The 15,325-nt window shown below is 60.5% G+C and carries 21 protein-coding genes; all 21 read left to right on the top strand.

The window, feature by feature from the left end:
* The first annotated feature begins 203 nt into the window (after nt 1-203).
* Nucleotides 204-1,868 (top strand): PRTRC system ParB family protein, encoded by a 1,665-nt coding sequence (locus tag V6657_RS27425; protein WP_012435676.1) that lies wholly within the window; start codon nt 204-206, stop codon nt 1,866-1,868.
* 44 nt (nt 1,869-1,912) lie between these two features.
* The gene (locus V6657_RS27420; RefSeq protein WP_012435677.1) at nt 1,913-2,398 is read left to right on the top strand and encodes a PRTRC system protein E; all 486 of its coding nucleotides are present in this window, start codon (nt 1,913-1,915) and stop codon (nt 2,396-2,398) included.
* 9 nt (nt 2,399-2,407) lie between these two features.
* Nucleotides 2,408-2,626, top strand: coding sequence for a PRTRC system protein C (locus V6657_RS27415; RefSeq protein WP_012435678.1), 219 nt, complete (start codon nt 2,408-2,410; stop codon nt 2,624-2,626).
* Between the two features lie 99 nt (nt 2,627-2,725).
* Nucleotides 2,726-3,862, top strand: coding sequence for a PRTRC system protein F (locus V6657_RS27410; protein ID WP_012755746.1), 1,137 nt, complete (start codon nt 2,726-2,728; stop codon nt 3,860-3,862).
* Between the two features lie 8 nt (nt 3,863-3,870).
* Nucleotides 3,871-4,593 carry a PRTRC system protein B gene (locus V6657_RS27405; protein WP_012435681.1) on the top strand — a complete coding sequence of 241 codons (723 nt, stop codon included), beginning with the start codon at nt 3,871-3,873 and terminating at the stop codon, nt 4,591-4,593.
* A gap of 1 nt (nt 4,594) precedes the next feature.
* Entirely contained in the window at nt 4,595-5,236 is a 642-nt protein-coding gene (locus V6657_RS27400) for a PRTRC system protein A (RefSeq protein WP_012435682.1), read from the top strand.
* Between the two features lie 5 nt (nt 5,237-5,241).
* Entirely contained in the window at nt 5,242-6,033 is a 792-nt protein-coding gene (locus V6657_RS27395) for a PRTRC system ThiF family protein (protein ID WP_029674028.1), read from the top strand.
* Nucleotides 6,034-6,312: 279 nt separating this feature from the next.
* Nucleotides 6,313-6,843: a hypothetical protein gene (locus V6657_RS27390; RefSeq protein ID WP_021197371.1), complete on the top strand. Its 531-nt coding sequence runs from the start codon at nt 6,313-6,315 to the stop codon at nt 6,841-6,843.
* A 372-nt stretch (nt 6,844-7,215) separates the two neighbouring features.
* Nucleotides 7,216-9,291, top strand: coding sequence for an SPFH domain-containing protein (locus tag V6657_RS27385; RefSeq protein WP_012435685.1), 2,076 nt, complete (start codon nt 7,216-7,218; stop codon nt 9,289-9,291).
* Between the two features lie 120 nt (nt 9,292-9,411).
* A complete protein-coding gene (locus V6657_RS27380; RefSeq protein ID WP_225694722.1) occupies nt 9,412-9,687 on the top strand; it encodes a hypothetical protein in 276 nt (91 codons plus the stop codon).
* A gap of 210 nt (nt 9,688-9,897) precedes the next feature.
* On the top strand, nt 9,898-10,209 hold the full coding sequence (locus tag V6657_RS27375) for a hypothetical protein (RefSeq protein WP_338755922.1): 312 nt from the start codon (nt 9,898-9,900) through the stop codon (nt 10,207-10,209).
* Nucleotides 10,210-10,528: 319 nt separating this feature from the next.
* Nucleotides 10,529-10,954, top strand: coding sequence for a hypothetical protein (locus V6657_RS27370; RefSeq protein WP_012435688.1), 426 nt, complete (start codon nt 10,529-10,531; stop codon nt 10,952-10,954).
* Between the two features lie 252 nt (nt 10,955-11,206).
* Nucleotides 11,207-11,371: a hypothetical protein gene (locus V6657_RS27365; RefSeq protein ID WP_012435690.1), complete on the top strand. Its 165-nt coding sequence runs from the start codon at nt 11,207-11,209 to the stop codon at nt 11,369-11,371.
* A 15-nt stretch (nt 11,372-11,386) separates the two neighbouring features.
* Nucleotides 11,387-11,683: a hypothetical protein gene (locus tag V6657_RS27360; RefSeq protein ID WP_012435691.1), complete on the top strand. Its 297-nt coding sequence runs from the start codon at nt 11,387-11,389 to the stop codon at nt 11,681-11,683.
* A 377-nt stretch (nt 11,684-12,060) separates the two neighbouring features.
* Entirely contained in the window at nt 12,061-12,444 is a 384-nt protein-coding gene (locus tag V6657_RS27355; protein ID WP_012435692.1) for a glycine zipper 2TM domain-containing protein, read from the top strand.
* A 70-nt stretch (nt 12,445-12,514) separates the two neighbouring features.
* Entirely contained in the window at nt 12,515-12,751 is a 237-nt protein-coding gene (locus V6657_RS27350; protein WP_012435693.1) for a hypothetical protein, read from the top strand.
* Nucleotides 12,752-12,761: 10 nt separating this feature from the next.
* Complete coding sequence (locus tag V6657_RS27345) at nt 12,762-12,995, top strand: hypothetical protein (protein WP_012435694.1); 234 nt, start codon at nt 12,762-12,764, stop codon at nt 12,993-12,995.
* 181 nt (nt 12,996-13,176) lie between these two features.
* Nucleotides 13,177-13,557, top strand: a complete 381-nt coding sequence (locus V6657_RS27340; protein WP_012435695.1) for a hypothetical protein — start codon at nt 13,177-13,179, stop codon at nt 13,555-13,557.
* A 12-nt stretch (nt 13,558-13,569) separates the two neighbouring features.
* Complete coding sequence (locus V6657_RS27335) at nt 13,570-14,040, top strand: hypothetical protein (protein ID WP_012435696.1); 471 nt, start codon at nt 13,570-13,572, stop codon at nt 14,038-14,040.
* A 295-nt stretch (nt 14,041-14,335) separates the two neighbouring features.
* Nucleotides 14,336-14,767, top strand: a complete 432-nt coding sequence (locus V6657_RS27330; protein WP_021197375.1) for a hypothetical protein — start codon at nt 14,336-14,338, stop codon at nt 14,765-14,767.
* Nucleotides 14,768-14,889: 122 nt separating this feature from the next.
* A complete protein-coding gene (locus tag V6657_RS27325; RefSeq protein ID WP_012435699.1) occupies nt 14,890-15,270 on the top strand; it encodes a hypothetical protein in 381 nt (126 codons plus the stop codon).
* Nucleotides 15,271-15,325: the final 55 nt, after the last annotated feature.

The raw sequence follows: 15,325 nt of genomic DNA, 5'->3' as shown, positions 1-15,325 counted from the left end.
GGCACCGCAGACGTGTTTCCGGTATTCTCAAAGCTCACTCCGCGTCTTTGACGCATCGATCTCCTGATCGCAGGACGCGCAGCGTCTCGCGGTTGTCCGAGGGCCAGCGGTTCGGTGGCCCTCGCTTTCATTTTCCATCCCATCGGGAACCTGTTCCCGGTGCGGCAACGGGTTCCCCTTTTCCATCCCTGGAGAACCCACAAATGCAAGAAAACCAACAGAGCGTCACCGTCAAACTCGGCCAAATCCGGCCGGGCAAGAACCCCCGGAAGTACTTCGATCCCGCGAAAATGGCGGAGATCACGGAGTCCATCCGTGAGGATGGCGTAATTCAACCTGTACTGGTGCGCCCTCTTGAGGACGGCACCTACGAACTGGTCGCTGGCGAGCGCCGGTACCGTGGGGCGAAAGCTGCCTGCGGTGACGATTACGACATGCCCGTTGTCATCCGTGAGATGACGGAAGGGGAAGCGCGCCGGCTGGCGCTCATCGAGAACGTTCAGCGCGCCGACATGGCGCCGTCTGAAGAAGCCGTTGCGGCCGCGGACATCGTTGGGGACCTGAAAGGTGACCGCGATGAAGCTGCCCGCCAACTCGGCTGGCCGCGATCGACCCTCGACCGCCGGCTGGCGCTAATGAACTGCAGTCCTGCGGTGCTGGACGCGCTGAACACGCGTTCCATCCAGCTTGGGCATGCCGAGCTGCTTGCGACCCTGACGAAGGAAAAGCAGGACCTGTTCTTGCCGATCATTCTGCAAGAGAAAAAGACGGTGGCGGACCTCAAGAAGGCCATCGAACAAGCTGCCTGCAACCTGAAGGACGCGATCTTCGACAAGAGCGAGTGTGCGACATGCGCGCACAACTCGGAATTGCAGTCGGTGATGTTTTCCGAGGCGATTTCCTCCGGTAGCTGTACCAACCCGACCTGCTACAAGGGCAAGACCGAGACGCAGCTGGAAGGTATCTCGTACGGCCTGAAGGACGAATACCCGGTTATCCGTATCGTCCGCGCTGGCGACAACCACACGCGCGTGCAATTGCAGGTGGAGGGACCGACGGGAGTCGGTGCCGAACAGGCGAAAGCATGTCACGGCTGCCAGAATTTCGGCGCCGCGGTGAGTGGTCTGCCGGACAGCCTGGGCAAGGTCTTCCGTGGTCAGTGTTTTGATCCGTCCTGCAATGCCAAGAAGGTTGCAGCGAGGATCAAGGCCGAGCGCGCTGAAGCGCCGTCTACTGTTAAGGGCCCCAAAGCCGCGCCGGCCAAGGAGGGCGCGGACAAGGGCGGAAAGGCCGAACACGCGGCCACGTCGATTGCCGAGTCGGACAAGGTGAAGACCTACCGACAAGGGGTGTGGCGCAAGGCGCTACGCCGGGAGGTGGCGGCCAACGAAGCAACGGCCAACCACTATCTCCTCGCACTTTCGCTGTCCGGTCATGCACGCACCATCACCAGCGACAAGATGGGGACGCTCTTTGAACGGATCGCGGACGAGACCAGCTCTCCCACCGATCTCTCGAAGAACCTTATCTCTGTGGCCGGCCTGGCTACTGACAAGCGGCTCAATCTGACGATCTCGCTCGCGCTTGCCGCGATCGAAGGAATCGATGTGCCTGTCTTGACGTCGCTCTGCAAGTACCACGCGCTCGACCTGACCAAGCACTGGAACCTTCAGAAATCCAAGGATTTTCTGGAACTCCTGACCAAATCGGAGTTGAAGGCTCTCGCCGACGAGCTGGGCATGCGCAACGCGCTCGGCGATCGCTTTTCCAAGCTGTTCAACCAATCGAAGCTCGAAGTCATTGAGGCCCTCCTCAAGGTAGACGGGTTTGACTACACGGGCAAGGTGCCCAAGGTCTTGAAGTTCTGACCACGCCTCGCTTCCCCATCCCATTCATTTTCAAGGAAATCCCTATGTTTCAAGAACTGGTGCCGCTCGTGAAGGCGAGCGACAAGGTTGTTATCACCCTTTCAATGCAGGGTGACGAGATGACCGTGGTCGTCGCGCCGACCGTCAGCAAGCCGGACGACGCAGCCCTGGTTGCGCCGATTGCTCTGACGGCCACGCCGGCGGAGTTGGATGCTGAGTTTGCCAATGCGATCGGTGGTGTGACGCAGGCCCGCCAGGGTCTCGCCGAACAGGTCGAGTCCACGAAGGCGGTGATTCAAGCGGCTACCGCTGCTCAGTCGAACAAGGCGACCAAGGCCCTCGCGACATCCAATCGCGCCAATCCGAAGTTGCCGGCGCCCAAGTCGAAAGGCATGGACGACGACGATGACGATGGTGTGGTCGATGTTGAGGTCACTGAAACGACGTCCGGTAGCACGAGTTCGTCAGCTAAAGATGCGCAAGGCGACAAAAAATCGTCTGGCACCTCCCTCGCTGATCTGCTCGGTTAAGGAGAAGCCATGGCTATCACCATCAACACGGTCAAGCGCGAGTTTTCCTACAACGGCATGACGCTTGCCGATCCGGGAACGCAGTTCACTCCGGACCAAGTGCGCGACATGTACACCGCCCAGTATCCCGAACTCACCACGGCAGCCGTGGAGGGTCCGGAGTACAAGGGGGAAAACGCTGTGTACAAGTTCGTGCGTGCCGCGGGCGCAAAGGGCAACCATGCGTAAGCGCGATCTGATGAATGCGTTGGCCGATCCGGTCAGCATCAATGGAACTGAGAAACCGCCCGATAGGGCGGTTTTTCTACATGATGAGGAGGTGGAATCGTGTTGTTCGATTCTTGCCAAGGTTTATCAGGCTTCAGTGAAAGCCTCACCGGCGGGGCGGCATGTCGATTCGATTCCCCTGCCGGACATAGAGCTGCCGATGGTTTTCTAACACTCCCGGCCATTTCACAATGCGTTCCAGCGATTGCACGCCTTCGGCATACCGACGAGGGAGACCTTACCGGTCTGATACGGGCGCATTTCGAGGCTGGTCCGCTCTCGCCGCGCGACGCTCGCTCCAGCGGCAATGCTGGTGACATGTTCGCAGAGGCGATGTTCGCGTGGCTGCGGCGACGCACACCGACGTGCAAGCGGCTTCTGTTTGGGTTCGCTTTGCTCGACCAGGCGGCAGCACGCGATCAGGTCGATCAGTTTGGATGGGAGACGGACCTCTCGGCGCCGTTGTACTTGGCGATCGAGTTGCCTCATGAGCAGATCTTCGAGATTGGCGCACGGATGCACCCACTGCAGCGCGCCCACCCCGGGCTCTTGTGCTCTGTGATGGCGCTGATCAACGAAGCGTCCTGCAACTCGCTCTTCTTGCGCACACCGAGTTACTTCCTGGAGATGTTCGCCAGGTGGTGGTGGGATTGGGATGAGGGTGTGTCCGACGAGAACGCGAGGGAGAGTCTTGCTGATCGCCTTGGGGCTGACAGTGAGGACATCGAGCGCTACCTGCCTTCCAATGTTCGTCCGGTCCTGGCGCCGGAAGAAATGTTCCCCGAGCGCGGCAAGCGCAAGGGCCGGAAAGGCCCTCGGCGGTCCGTTCTCAAGAGGTCGGAGGTGCTGGAGCTGGCGCGTTCGTCAAGTCGCTGGATTCAGCGGGTATGCCGCGCGATGCTGCAGCTGGAAGATGCACTGCAGCGCGCCAAGGGCTCGAAGCTCTTCGAACATTCGCAATGGGCCGAACCTGCATATTCGGCCGCTTCCATTGCGGTGTTTTCCGAAGAGTGGATCGGCGAACTGCTGGATGACCATTTCGAATGCATTAGCAATAGCGGAGAGGCGACGATGTACCAGGTGCTGATTCCGCTGGCGAGCGACCCGCAACAGGTGCCCAAGCAGTATGAGGACCTGTCGCGCATGTTCGAGATCGTAAAGGCTCTCGACCAATTACTGACCATCATTTCACGATAGGAGGCCCCATGGCCAAGATCTTGACCGCCAGTCGGTCTCATGACGTGGCCCTGCAAGGGGCCATTTTGCTGTATGGGCCGGCCGAGGGGCAGTTCACATACTCGACGGCACACCGCATCACTCACGAGGCGGGGACTCGAAAGCCTGCAATCGGCCCGGGTGTTCCGCTCAATCGGCGAGCACTCATTCACGCTGTGACCCAGGTTGCTTTGTCAGCGTTGCCGAAGGGCGAGTTCCTGACGCCGAACGTACTGTCCGTGAGCACGCGCGCCGTAACGTGGTGGTGCCCGCCGGCGATTCGCCGGGTGTTCTTTCAATGCAAAGAATTGGGTACGCGCAGTGCGGTAGTGCCGCACCCGGGCTTGGTGTTCCAGGCGGCCAATGACGGGTTCAGCGTGTTTGCCTTGATGGAGGACGTCAGGCCGACGCCGGAATCCATGCTGCACGAGCCGCCGTACTTCAATACGTGGGACGTGGGAAGGATTTGCATCGGCTCTGCGCAGGTTCCGAAGCAGATCGATGTCGCTTCGATTGCCGGTTGGGAAGAAGCCTTCTTCTCGTCGGCCTTCACGCATCCAAACCGCGGCGCCCAACGCGTCAAGTTCGAAAGAGGTGTGTACGCCTTCTGGAAGGAGATGCTCGATGGCAACTTTGCCGAGTACCCGAAGGAAGTGCTCATTCCGTTGAAGAAATCGCTCGGTGATCTCATCGCCGGCAAAGTTGGAGGTTGAAATGCATCCGATGGACATGACGCTGCAAGCGTCTTTCCCGACGATCATGGTGCCGAAATTCGGTAGCCTGACACCATTGTCTGGTAGTGGTGAACGCCTGCTGGTGGGAACCAACGGCGTGTTCCTCGAAGTGGTTCGCCCGTGGCTGCGGGTAGTTCGCAAGATCGCAAGCTACGAAGTCGAAACTGCCGTCCCCTACGGGACTGTCAATGAGGAGACCGAGTTGCCATGCGGTCAACTTCCAGCTGAACTGGTTGGCCAGTTTGGCGAGATGGCGCGTGCGTCGATGCCGAACGAAACCGGTGCTTGGATCGTCTGGAATGGCGTCTCGTGCGAGTTCCGGCTCGTCCCTGTCGCAATCTTGGATCACGGCTCCGGACATCTGCGTTACGACCGGCCGGTGCTGCAGGAAAACGAGCACTTGGTCATGGACTGCCATTCCCATGGCACGTTTGAAGCCTTCTTCTCGGGAACCGACAATCAGGACGACAGGCACGACGTGAAATTTGCGTTCGTGCTGGGCAACTGCGCAAGCATTCGCCCGTCCATGGCGTTAAGGTTGTGCGTCAAGGGCATCTTCGAACGTGTCCACGACATACCGGCCGCCTGGAGGCAGAAGTTCGGCATTCGGGAGGTTGTGTGACCAAAATGACGCATAGCATCCCTCGCGCGATGACAGAGCGGGCATGGCGCATTGCTGTAGTAGGCGCCGGCGGAACGGGGAGTGCGGTTATCCCAAGTCTGGCGCGGCTCCATCACGCCATGCTCGAACTTGGCCATCCCGGTGGTATCGACTGTGTCGTCTATGACGATGACACGGTCAGTGAGAGCAACGTCGGCCGCCAGGGCTTCTATCCAGCGGATGTCGGTCGGCACAAGGCTGCTCTTCTGGTCAATCGGTTGAATGTGCTCATGGGCACCAACTGGCAGGCGGAAGTGCAGCGTATCAATGCCAATGATCGGTTCTGCTGTGATTTGGTCGTTGGATGTGTGGATACGAGGGCGGCGCGAAAGGCCATCCTCAAGGCCATGCAACGCGGCACGGGCGGCTACTATCTCGATTGCGGCAATGAGACCGATCGTGGTCAAGTCATCCTTGGCCAAGTTCGCGGCCGGGCTGAACATCGCCTACCTCACGTCGGCGACCTGTTTCCTGAGCTGATTGATCCGAAGCGCGATGCAAAGGACACGGCGCCGTCTTGTTCGATGGAGGATGCGCTGCGCAAGCAGTCGCTGGTCATCAACCAGGCGATTGCAGTGCAAGCCTTCAATTTGCTTTGGACATTGTTCCGCACCGGGACGCTGCAGTACAGCGGTGTGTTTGTAAATCTCGAAGCGGGGCGCACGAGTCCGCTCCCGGTAGACCCGGAGGCATGGGCGCGATTCGGGTACGTGCCGAGTATGCGCAAGGCGCAGAAGCCGCCGCGAATTGCTGCTTGATTGAACATGGCCATCCTCCGAAGGATGGCCTTTTTTCTTTCTGAGCGGCATTGAGAGTCGACCGGGATGTTGTGCTGCAGCCGCTGCGCGAGGTTGCCTAGGAGTGCGCAGAACGTGCCTCTGGTGCGTGTTCCTTTGCATCGAATATCCTGCCTTCTTATCTCGCGCTTCTCGCGCATCGATTCCGCGCCACACGGTGCTACCAACAGGCCTTGCCACGTTCTTCGGGGCATCTTGGCTTTCATCCCACCGGGAACTCATTCCCGGTGCGGGCATGGGTTGCCTCGCATTGACGCCGAGATAGAGCGCACCAACGCGGAGCTGGATGCGCACATTGCCCAGTCCACGGCTTCCGCCGAGCAGAGCGCGGATCTGCTCGCCCTGCTTGGGCAGGTGAAAGCCAAGAAGGTGCCGTTGCCCGCCCAGGCAGAGGCACAGATCAGGAAGATTGCCGATGTTGCTCGCGAGAGGACAGCATTGAATTCTCGTCGTCAGCAGACCAGTTCAATGCCTTCCAGACAGCAGTTCGTCGGAAGCGACAAGCTGTCCAGCGACAGCGATGATTTTGATCTCTGGCTGTACATGGCGACAGATGTTCCGACCAGCCTGAGAACGCTGCTACTCAGTGCGCTCAACTCGTATCATCATGGCATGCCGACTGATTCACATGGACAATTCTCGGGCGCTGGGACGTCCGGGAACTGGGGCGATGACGCTCCGGATCAGAGAGCCTCGGATGCTGCTGCAGCTGCCATGGGGCTCGAAGCGCTGGCTATCTCGACAGATGACAGTCTCGGGCGCTACTCCTGACACGTTCGAAATCTTGAGCAAGCGGGGACGCGAGATGATCGAAGAGGCGAAGAGCGAGAACGCACCGAGCTTCTTCCTGCCGCCTGGGGGGAGCAGCTACTGCCGGACGCGTCCTCGGTGAAGTGCTCGCAGTGCCAGTGTTCGGATAGTGGGCCGGCCAAGCCCATACCCGATGCCAGCCATTGAATCCGAAGAAAGGCGGCAGAAAAAACAGGGCTCTTGTCGATCATTCTGTTCTGCGCGACAGACATAATCGTGTTGCGGCGGTGCCAAGGTTTGCGCGCACAACGCCGTTGCCCCCAAAGGGTTTGCAACTCCTGACCAGGAACATGTTCCTGGCAGTGCAGAACACACAAGAACCTGGATTTCTCTATGGATTACCTCCTCGGTCATATTTGGCAGATTGTGGGTGCAATCGCAGTGATCAGTATCGCAGCAGCCTACCGCCAAGTGCTCTGGCTGTTTGGCGTCATCATCGTCCCCGATGACAGCATTGGCGTCGTGACGAAGAAATTCGTTCTCTTCGGCTCAAACCGCAGTCTCCCCGACGGGCGCATCTTGGCGCTGACCGGCGAAGCTGGTTACCAGGCGGACACGCTCGCCCCGGGCCTCCATTGGGCGCTCTGGCCGTGGCAGTACGCAGTTGAGCTGAAGAAGTTCGTGACGATCCCGGTGGGGAAGGTTGGGGTCGTCGAAGCCTGTGACGGCCATCCTCTGCCGAGCGGCCGCATTCTTGCGAAACGCATCAACTGCGACATGTTTCAGGACGCGCGGCAGTTCCTCGAGGGAGATGGCCAACGTGGCCCGCAGATCGATGTAATTCCGCCGGGCACGTATCGGGTCAATCCCCTGCTGTTCAAGGTCACGCTCGCGGATACCATCACGATCCCGCCCAGCCAGATCGGCGTCGTGGAAGCCCGTGACGGCTCACCGTTGCCGGCGGGCCGCGTAATCGCCAAGCAGGTAGTGTGTGACTCCTACCAGGATGGCGCTTCGTTCCTGGAAAACGGTGGTGAGCGTGGGCCGCAGAGTGGCATCATCGCCCCGGGTTCCTATCGCATCAACCCGGTACTCTTCGATGTCAATGTGGCCGAAGTGGTGGACATTCCCGACAACAAAGTCGGCATCGTGACTACGCGCGAAGGCAAGCCCTTGGGGCGGGGCGAAATCGCTGGCCCGGAAGTGCCTGACCACAACATGTTCCAGAATCCGCAGGCGTTCATCCAGAACGGGGGCTGCAAGGGTTTGCAGGAACAGGTGCTCCTCGCCGGCCGCTACTTCATCAACCCGCGCTTCGCCACCGTTGACGTCGTCGATATGACCGAGGTACCGATTGCCCACGTCGGCGTGGTGATCGCCTATGTCGGCAACGAGGGACGGGACGTTTCCGGCGATTCCTTCAAGCATGCCAACCTCGTCTCGCGTGGTGAGAAGGGAGTATGGGCCGAGCCGCTCGATCCGGGCAAGTATCCGATCAATCCCTACACCCACAAGATCCGCAATGTGCCGACCGCAAACGTCGTGCTGAACTGGGCGGCAGGGAAATCGGAGGCCCACAAGCTCGACGCCAATCTGTCGACCATCACGGTACGCTCGGCAGATGGCTTCAAGTTCAACCTCGATGTCAGCCAGATCATCCACATTCCGCGCAACGATGCTCCGAAGGTCATTGCCCGATTCGGTGATATGTCCGCGCTGGTGACGCAGGTCCTTGAACCGACCATTGGCAACTACTTCCGTAACAGCGCCCAGGCCTCCGACATCATCGACTTCCTGCGTGAGCGGTCGAAGCGTCAGGACGACGCCCGAAAGGCCATCGGTGACGCGCTGGCTGAGTACAACGTCGGCGCGGTTGACACGCTGATCGGCGACATCGTGCCACCCGAGCAGCTGATGCAGACCCTGACCGACCGGAAGCAGGCCGAGCAGGAGAGAGTCACGTTCGAAACCCAGAAGCAAGCCCAAGCCGTCCGTCAGGAGCTGGAGCAAGCGACGGCCCTGGCCAATACCCAGGCGAAGGTGGTCGACGCAGAGCGTCAGGTGTCCATCTCGGAGTTCAACGCTCGGGCGGCGGTGAAGCAGGCCGAGGGTGAAGCGCAAGCTAAGACGATCAACGCGGAAGCGGACGCCAAGGTGGTCAGGCTGGTGGGTGAAGCGGAGGCCGCGAAGGTCGAGGCCATCGGTACCGCGGAGGCCAGCGTCATCAAGCAGAAGATCGACTCGATGGAGAGCGGCAACTACGCCGTCGTCCAGGTCGCGGAGGCGCTTGCCGGCTCCGGGATGAAGCTGGTGCCGGATGTCGTTGCAACCGGCGGCAGCGGTAGTGGTGGCGGTACTCTCGTGGAAGTGCTGCTGGCCAATCTGATTCGCGATGGCATGCACAAGGGAAGTGGTCTGCCCTTGAATGGCGAGTCAGCGGTCAAGCCCGAAGCCCTCCCGGCCCCCTAAGCCAGCGCGATGAACGCGGGGAGACATAACATCGGGACGGAGCATTGGCGTGGTGCCGGGGCGCCTTTTCTGCGTCAGCGCGCGAAGCGGGGATTGGGCCGACTGTTACTGACGGCCCTGATGTCAGCTCCAAGCGTTGCGCTCGTGTTGGCGGATCAACTGGTTTCGGCCACGCACGAACTGGAGCTGGTGCTCTTCAATACGCTGCTTGCCAGCACGCCGGGCCCGATCGCGGAGGAGGTCTATCGAGCGATCGCCGGTGCCGAGAGCACCATTCGCGTGCTGCAGCGGTCGATGTTTGCGGCTCTTGTCGTGGCCACAGGCTTGGGGGCGGTGGGTGTCTTCCAGGTCTGGCGCGGTCCTCGCAAGCGAGCAGATGAGCCTCGCCGTGCTTAAGCTCCCGGTGATGGCGGCGCCGTGTCGAGTTGAGGTCGTGGGCGTGCCACCAGTGCGCCCACGGCCTTTGCCGTGCGAAGTCGCGCGTCTGCGTTGTGAGAGCGTACGAACGACCATTCGGAATGTCTGGTGCACACAATGAACCCCGAACCCAAGCCCAAAAAGCCACTCAGGTGGCGGATTCTCGCCCTCATGGTGCAATGCGCCGCCGTGGCGATCGCACTGAATGCGGTGCTGGTGCTATTTGGCGTCATCTCGAATCCCGCAGAGCAACGCCGCGAAGTTGATGCCGTGACGTACCGCATCCTGGCGGACGGCTATACGGCGGGCTCACCCGTGTACCGCGCAGCCGTTCGTGATGCGGTGAAAGAGCGTGGGGCGATCATGCTCGCTGATCGGGAGCGGCTGATGGGCATGTGGGCCAAGGCCGCGCCGGTTGGATATGGCGTGCCCGCTGCTATTGGGCCGCGCGAAACCGAGCGAGCGCGCCTTCTGCGCCTTGTGAAAGGCGAATCAAACTAACACTGCCAACAGTTTGCGACTACGTAGACCGGCTAGGAACTTCTTTCGGCGTGTGTGCGCTTCGCGCGTCGGCTACGCAGGTAGAAGGAAAGGGTGAATAAAACAAGGGCGCAGGCTATGCCAACAACACTACTTGGCCAAATCGGATTGGCACTCATCGGAGTGCTCTTCATGTCGGCTTTCAGCCTGGGGGTGATTGCACCATTCAATCGATCGGTTTCATTCGGCGTGATCGCCCTGTGCATTGCGGCGGCAGTCGCATCGTTCGTCATACCGGGATAGGAAAAACGCCGGCTGCGCCGGTAGAAGGAAACAGACCATGTCAATTGCGAACAACAGTACCGATCCGCAGCACCTGCTGGGGCACCTGGCCAGCCAGCCTGTCGCAGCACCGTTCAAAGTGGATTTGTCGAAGCCGACCGACTTGGTTGAAGCGATGTTCGGGCCAGGCGCCAAGATCGTGCATCCGTGCGATGCATTTGCGCGCCGGGCAGGGTGTGCGGACTGGGCGTCTGCGGTGCAGGCGATGAAGGCAGGCAAGGTGCTGGTCGCGCAGGGCCCCAAGGTTGGAAAGTCGATGATGGACCTGATGATGTTCATTGAACAGGTTCGTTCCGAAGGACTCCATTCCTACGCAGACGACCTTGGCCGGATCTGGCTGGGGCTGAAAGAGAACTTTCCGCAGTCCGTGCTCGACCGGCAAGAGCAGGAACAGCATCTGCGTGACCTTCTCATTGGGCGGTAGAAAGAAACATGCCGAGTCGCCGGCCGCCACACTGGGACGAACCACTCTCGCCGCTGTGTGAACACGGCAACGGCTATAGCTGCAAGCATTGCCGCGAAGTGCTTCCTTTCCCGACAGAGCCGTTGCCTCACCAGACCGGGCATCGCCCCAGCGGGAGCAAGCACATTCGCAAGGTGGCGGCCTACAGGACCAGTGATAAGTGCGAAGGAAAGACGCCGGCACCGCGCGGGCTGACGAAATAGGACAACGACGATGAATGCAAAATATGCGCTGCCGGGGTTAGTTGATGCGGTTGGTAGTCTTTTGTGGATGCAGGTTGATCGCTATTCGTTTAGTTCGTACTGGTGGGTTTCAACGCTGATCGCTTTGCTGGTTGCCATGGCCTGGATGGTGGCAGACGGTAAGGCGGAAGGTTGATCGGAAGAACGGATAATGCGTGAGCACGTTGAAATGCAGCTCGGCGAGTGGTTCGTGCGCTTGTTCTGCAAGCTGATCGCACTCGGCGCCGCGATATGCGGGGCTGGTGGCTTCGCGATTATCGGGATGCGGACCATCCTGCCGCTGCTGGATGATGGCAGGTACGTCGAGACCGCGTGCGCAGCCATCGCGTGTGTCGCAGTGCTGTACGGACTCACTCCACTCGCTTTGGCCGTGGACGGATCGCTTCTCCATGCCTTCGGCATGGAGCCGTTGAAAGGGCTTCGACAGGACCCGAATCAAGAGCGATAGAGGGAAAGCCTCGGACGCCTGATCTGATCGTTGCCGCTGTGAAGGCAACAGTCGGACCCGAAAGGGGGTAGCCGGCCGGTGCCTTTTCGGGGATGCTGCGAGTTTTTCAAAATGCGTGTCGACGGCCCCTTTCCGGCGCCAAAGCAAGCTGCTACGATGCCCTTGCTTTCCGCGTCTTAGGCGCATCGATTCACACCAGTCTTTGGCTGGTATCTCTTCTCCCCCCCTTACGGGCCCTCACGCCCGTAGGTGTGATGGGCCCGTTTTTTTCGAGGCCCATCATGTTCAAGTCCTTTTTCTCCGCTGCTCTCGTCGCCTTCTGCGTTCTAGCATCTGGATGCGCTCTTCAATAGAGCTCGCCCGACGTCTACCGCGGCATGGAAGTCATGCGCCGCGGTGATGCCGAGCAGGTCACTGTTGTTCGCGTTCGCAATGTCACGATCACTGGTGACGATGGCTACATGTCCGCATCAAGCGGCATGCCCGGTCTCATCGGGGCAGGCATCAGCGCATTCCTCGGTGGCCGTTCCATCGGTAACGGCAATGGCCGCTATGTCGCCGGCGCAGTCTCCGGCGCCGTGGGCGGTGTGATCACGCAGCAAGTCTCCCAGGTGCTGAACAAGCGCCCGGGCGTAGAAGTCATCGTTCGCACGGATGCTGGGCGAACGTTGGTCGTTACCCAGGATGCCACGCAGCAGTTTGTGGCTCGGGAGCGTCTGTACATGATCTCCAGCGCGGCGGGCTTTCGCCTGACCCGCTGATCCTCTTGGTGGCCGCCGCAAGGCGGTCACCGCCCTGTTGGCGCTGCCAACGCTGCTCCCCCTCCACTCAATGGCCACCCCAACCACAGACGATCTGGCTGTCTATCGTCGGGATCACCGGACGCTGGAAGTCTTCAGCCACCTGACGCGTGGCCGCTGTTCCACCGTCTTCTTCTTCGAATTCAGTTCGCATCCCTCGATCGTTCCGTTCCTGATTCCCAGCTACATGCAGGGCATCACGACGGAGTTGATCCGGGAGGCGGGCCAACAATTCTTGCAACGCGAGGCGGCAGTACTGCCCGTCTAGCCGACCCATCATGAGCGAACAAAATCTCATCCGCTGCACTTCCTCGAAGTACCCAAATCCCGGCGAGGCGAGCGACGCTCTCTCGGGTTCCAGCTGCGTCCCGGGCTTTCGCTTCGGGTATGTCGATCAGGATCACCGAGTGGTGGTGTTCTTCGATGACGCACACCCGGAGAAACCTCTGCCCGAACGCAAGGGGCTGTTGCGCGTCACCGCGCGTGTTCCGCTGCCGCAGCTCCAGCGCTAGTCCGCGGCGCTCCATCCCATAGCAAGCCCGAGAGGGCTTGCCCAACTGCCAACAGTTGGGCAAGCGCTTTTGATCGCGTCACCGACGCATCGAGCTTTGTCTGGCATGCCCAGACCATACCCATCGCGGGACACCGTCCCGCTGGGGTTGGTGTACCGCACTCTTTCATAGGACACCAACGATGAAGATTCCTCAATCCTTTACCCGAAGCCGCTGCCCGTCGAACACGGCCGCCGGCGCAATCCTGCAACGTGATGCTTCACGCGTTCTGCGTCGCGTCGCCAATGACCTGGCGCTGCGTCAACGGGAATATTCGATCCGCACGCGTCGCCAGCGTCGCCGCCTGGTCGACGTCTTCGCGCTGCACACCGACGCGCTGTACTTCGAAATCTCGCACGCGCCGGCGGACCCGAAGGTGTTGGTCCGCTATCGCACCTGCGCCGGCCGTCACGATCTTGGCGGCGGCCGCAACAACGCCGTCTGCCTGGAGTCGCTGGCATCGCCGGAAGGTTACAGCCAGCTTCTGGCCAACCTGCGATTCGTTGCCGGCCGCCGTGGCTAAAGCGAGGCCGCCATGTCCAAACTCATCAAGGTCATTCTGCGCTCGACCAGCGGGGACGAGACATCTGGAAGGGCAGCCATCCAGGCTGACACCGATGTTGTCGTGTTGCCCAACCGGTTGGTGCAGCAGATCGAGTCGGCCAAGGCCGCAGGCGAGGCGTACGTCCTCGTTGCTGCCGAGGATGGCTACGAAATGCCGCTCGTGCACGTCGAAGCGGCGACGTTTCGCTTGAACCGCAAGGGCCGGGCGCGCAAGTCGTTGTGGAGCGTGGTGCGAAGCGCACTTCTCGCGCCAACGCGCGATCAGCGCCAGCAGTACGGTCGTTTCGCTCATACGCTGTCGGCCGCGGCGCTGATCGGTGCTGCCAGCTATTTCAGTGGCAGTCGCGCTTGGACGCTGGGTGCCGTGTCCGATGTCGCTACGTTGATCGCCGTCACTGTTGTACTATTTGTAGTAGGCGCTGTTTTGTCCAAAGGAGACTGACCATGACGCTCGGAATGTTCGCCGCTGTCGTCACGACATTGATCGCGGCATATCTGCTGTGGGCCGACCGACGTGGTCGTCAGCTCAACAACGACTAGCGATTGCTCGACGCTGGCCCAGCCAGCCACACCAAATGACGCACCCATTCGTGGGTGCGTTTTTTTTGCCGTTTCGGCTTTGGCCGAAGCGGCAAAAGCCCTCTTAAGGAGGCTCAACCATGATTTCAATCCGTTCACCCGAATGCCAGGCGTTGGCATACAACTGTAAGCTTGACCCCCTCGGGGCAAGCGTTCTCATGTCGCTCTCGCGCGTCTTGTCGTCGGTTGACCCGATCGGCAGCCGGGAGCTGCAGGAGCGTGCCGAATGGGCGGCAGAACTTGCAGGAATGCAGGCCATCGATAGCGACCGCATTCCGGTCTTTGTAGCCGATGGCGGCTCGCTTGAGATGCACTTTCGCGATGGCCGCCGGCAGGGAAAGGAAGATGACGAATACGCCGAGCGTCACCCACCGACCGTTTGGTTTGGCAGGTGGCGAATGGACTTTGACGGTCTGCGCGAAACACGCGCGAGCGTTGCGCAGTCGCCAGCAGGCTACCTCCCGGGGCTGGAAGTCTCGTACCAAGGCGGAGATTGCGACGTGCATTACGGTGAAGCCGTGCCGACGCTTGAAGAGGCTGTTGCAGTCGCAAAGGAGCGCGAGAGCAATTGGCACCAGGCTGACGATTAAATCTCCACCTCAAGTCGCAGGATGGTCGTCAGTCATTGACGCCGCCGCATCACCATTTCATCCAACAACCCACGCGGGGTGCGTCCCCGATGGGGCACTCCGCGTACAACAAGGAGTTCTCCATGGGCCATCAAGTCGTCGGTGCCGGCTTGGCATCATTCCCAGCGGGCGTGACGATCGCCGTGCAGCTCTACACGGATATGCACGTCGCAGTTCATCTGCACGCGGCGGACGACGGTCTGCGCTATGCCTCGTTGTCCACCAACATCCGGCACGCTCCGCTCGCAGACGACGAGTTTGCATTTTCTTCGGGGCTGGTGCCGCAGGATATGTGCCAAGCACTGCTGCACACGGGCGCGTTTGCTGATACCGGGCGCGTCATTCGCAGCGGCTATGCGACGTTCCCCATCTGGCGCATTGCCGACGAGCAACTGATCGGCCAAGTCGTCGCGATGCGTGTCGACGCTGCTGCCGCGACAAAGAGGCGCCGCAAGTCGCACTGACGCGCGGCCTTCAATTCCTTCCATCCCACCAGGGGCAATCGCCCCGGTGGGGCGC

This window comes from Ralstonia sp. RRA, from assembly GCF_037023145.1.
Classification (GTDB): Bacteria; Pseudomonadota; Gammaproteobacteria; order Burkholderiales; family Burkholderiaceae; genus Ralstonia.
This window is presented reverse-complemented; position numbering and strand designations above follow the sequence as displayed.

What these genes read in the sequence shown, in the direction of transcription:
- V6657_RS27425 (WP_012435676.1), top strand. Translation starts at nt 204, where the DNA reads ATGCAAGAAAACCAACAGAGCGTCACCGTCAAACTCGGCCAAATCCGG.
- V6657_RS27420 (WP_012435677.1), top strand. Translation starts at nt 1,913, where the DNA reads ATGTTTCAAGAACTGGTGCCGCTCGTGAAGGCGAGCGACAAGGTTGTT.
- V6657_RS27415 (WP_012435678.1), top strand. Translation starts at nt 2,408, where the DNA reads ATGGCTATCACCATCAACACGGTCAAGCGCGAGTTTTCCTACAACGGC.
- V6657_RS27405 (WP_012435681.1), top strand. Translation starts at nt 3,871, where the DNA reads ATGGCCAAGATCTTGACCGCCAGTCGGTCTCATGACGTGGCCCTGCAA.
- V6657_RS27400 (WP_012435682.1), top strand. Translation starts at nt 4,595, where the DNA reads ATGCATCCGATGGACATGACGCTGCAAGCGTCTTTCCCGACGATCATG.
- V6657_RS27395 (WP_029674028.1), top strand. Translation starts at nt 5,242, where the DNA reads ATGACGCATAGCATCCCTCGCGCGATGACAGAGCGGGCATGGCGCATT.
- V6657_RS27385 (WP_012435685.1), top strand. Translation starts at nt 7,216, where the DNA reads ATGGATTACCTCCTCGGTCATATTTGGCAGATTGTGGGTGCAATCGCA.
- V6657_RS27380 (WP_225694722.1), top strand. Translation starts at nt 9,412, where the DNA reads ATGTCAGCTCCAAGCGTTGCGCTCGTGTTGGCGGATCAACTGGTTTCG.
- V6657_RS27370 (WP_012435688.1), top strand. Translation starts at nt 10,529, where the DNA reads ATGTCAATTGCGAACAACAGTACCGATCCGCAGCACCTGCTGGGGCAC.
- V6657_RS27365 (WP_012435690.1), top strand. Translation starts at nt 11,207, where the DNA reads ATGAATGCAAAATATGCGCTGCCGGGGTTAGTTGATGCGGTTGGTAGT.
- V6657_RS27360 (WP_012435691.1), top strand. Translation starts at nt 11,387, where the DNA reads ATGCGTGAGCACGTTGAAATGCAGCTCGGCGAGTGGTTCGTGCGCTTG.
- V6657_RS27355 (WP_012435692.1), top strand. Translation starts at nt 12,061, where the DNA reads ATGGAAGTCATGCGCCGCGGTGATGCCGAGCAGGTCACTGTTGTTCGC.
- V6657_RS27350 (WP_012435693.1), top strand. Translation starts at nt 12,515, where the DNA reads ATGGCCACCCCAACCACAGACGATCTGGCTGTCTATCGTCGGGATCAC.
- V6657_RS27345 (WP_012435694.1), top strand. Translation starts at nt 12,762, where the DNA reads ATGAGCGAACAAAATCTCATCCGCTGCACTTCCTCGAAGTACCCAAAT.
- V6657_RS27340 (WP_012435695.1), top strand. Translation starts at nt 13,177, where the DNA reads ATGAAGATTCCTCAATCCTTTACCCGAAGCCGCTGCCCGTCGAACACG.
- V6657_RS27335 (WP_012435696.1), top strand. Translation starts at nt 13,570, where the DNA reads ATGTCCAAACTCATCAAGGTCATTCTGCGCTCGACCAGCGGGGACGAG.
- V6657_RS27330 (WP_021197375.1), top strand. Translation starts at nt 14,336, where the DNA reads ATGTCGCTCTCGCGCGTCTTGTCGTCGGTTGACCCGATCGGCAGCCGG.
- V6657_RS27325 (WP_012435699.1), top strand. Translation starts at nt 14,890, where the DNA reads ATGGGCCATCAAGTCGTCGGTGCCGGCTTGGCATCATTCCCAGCGGGC.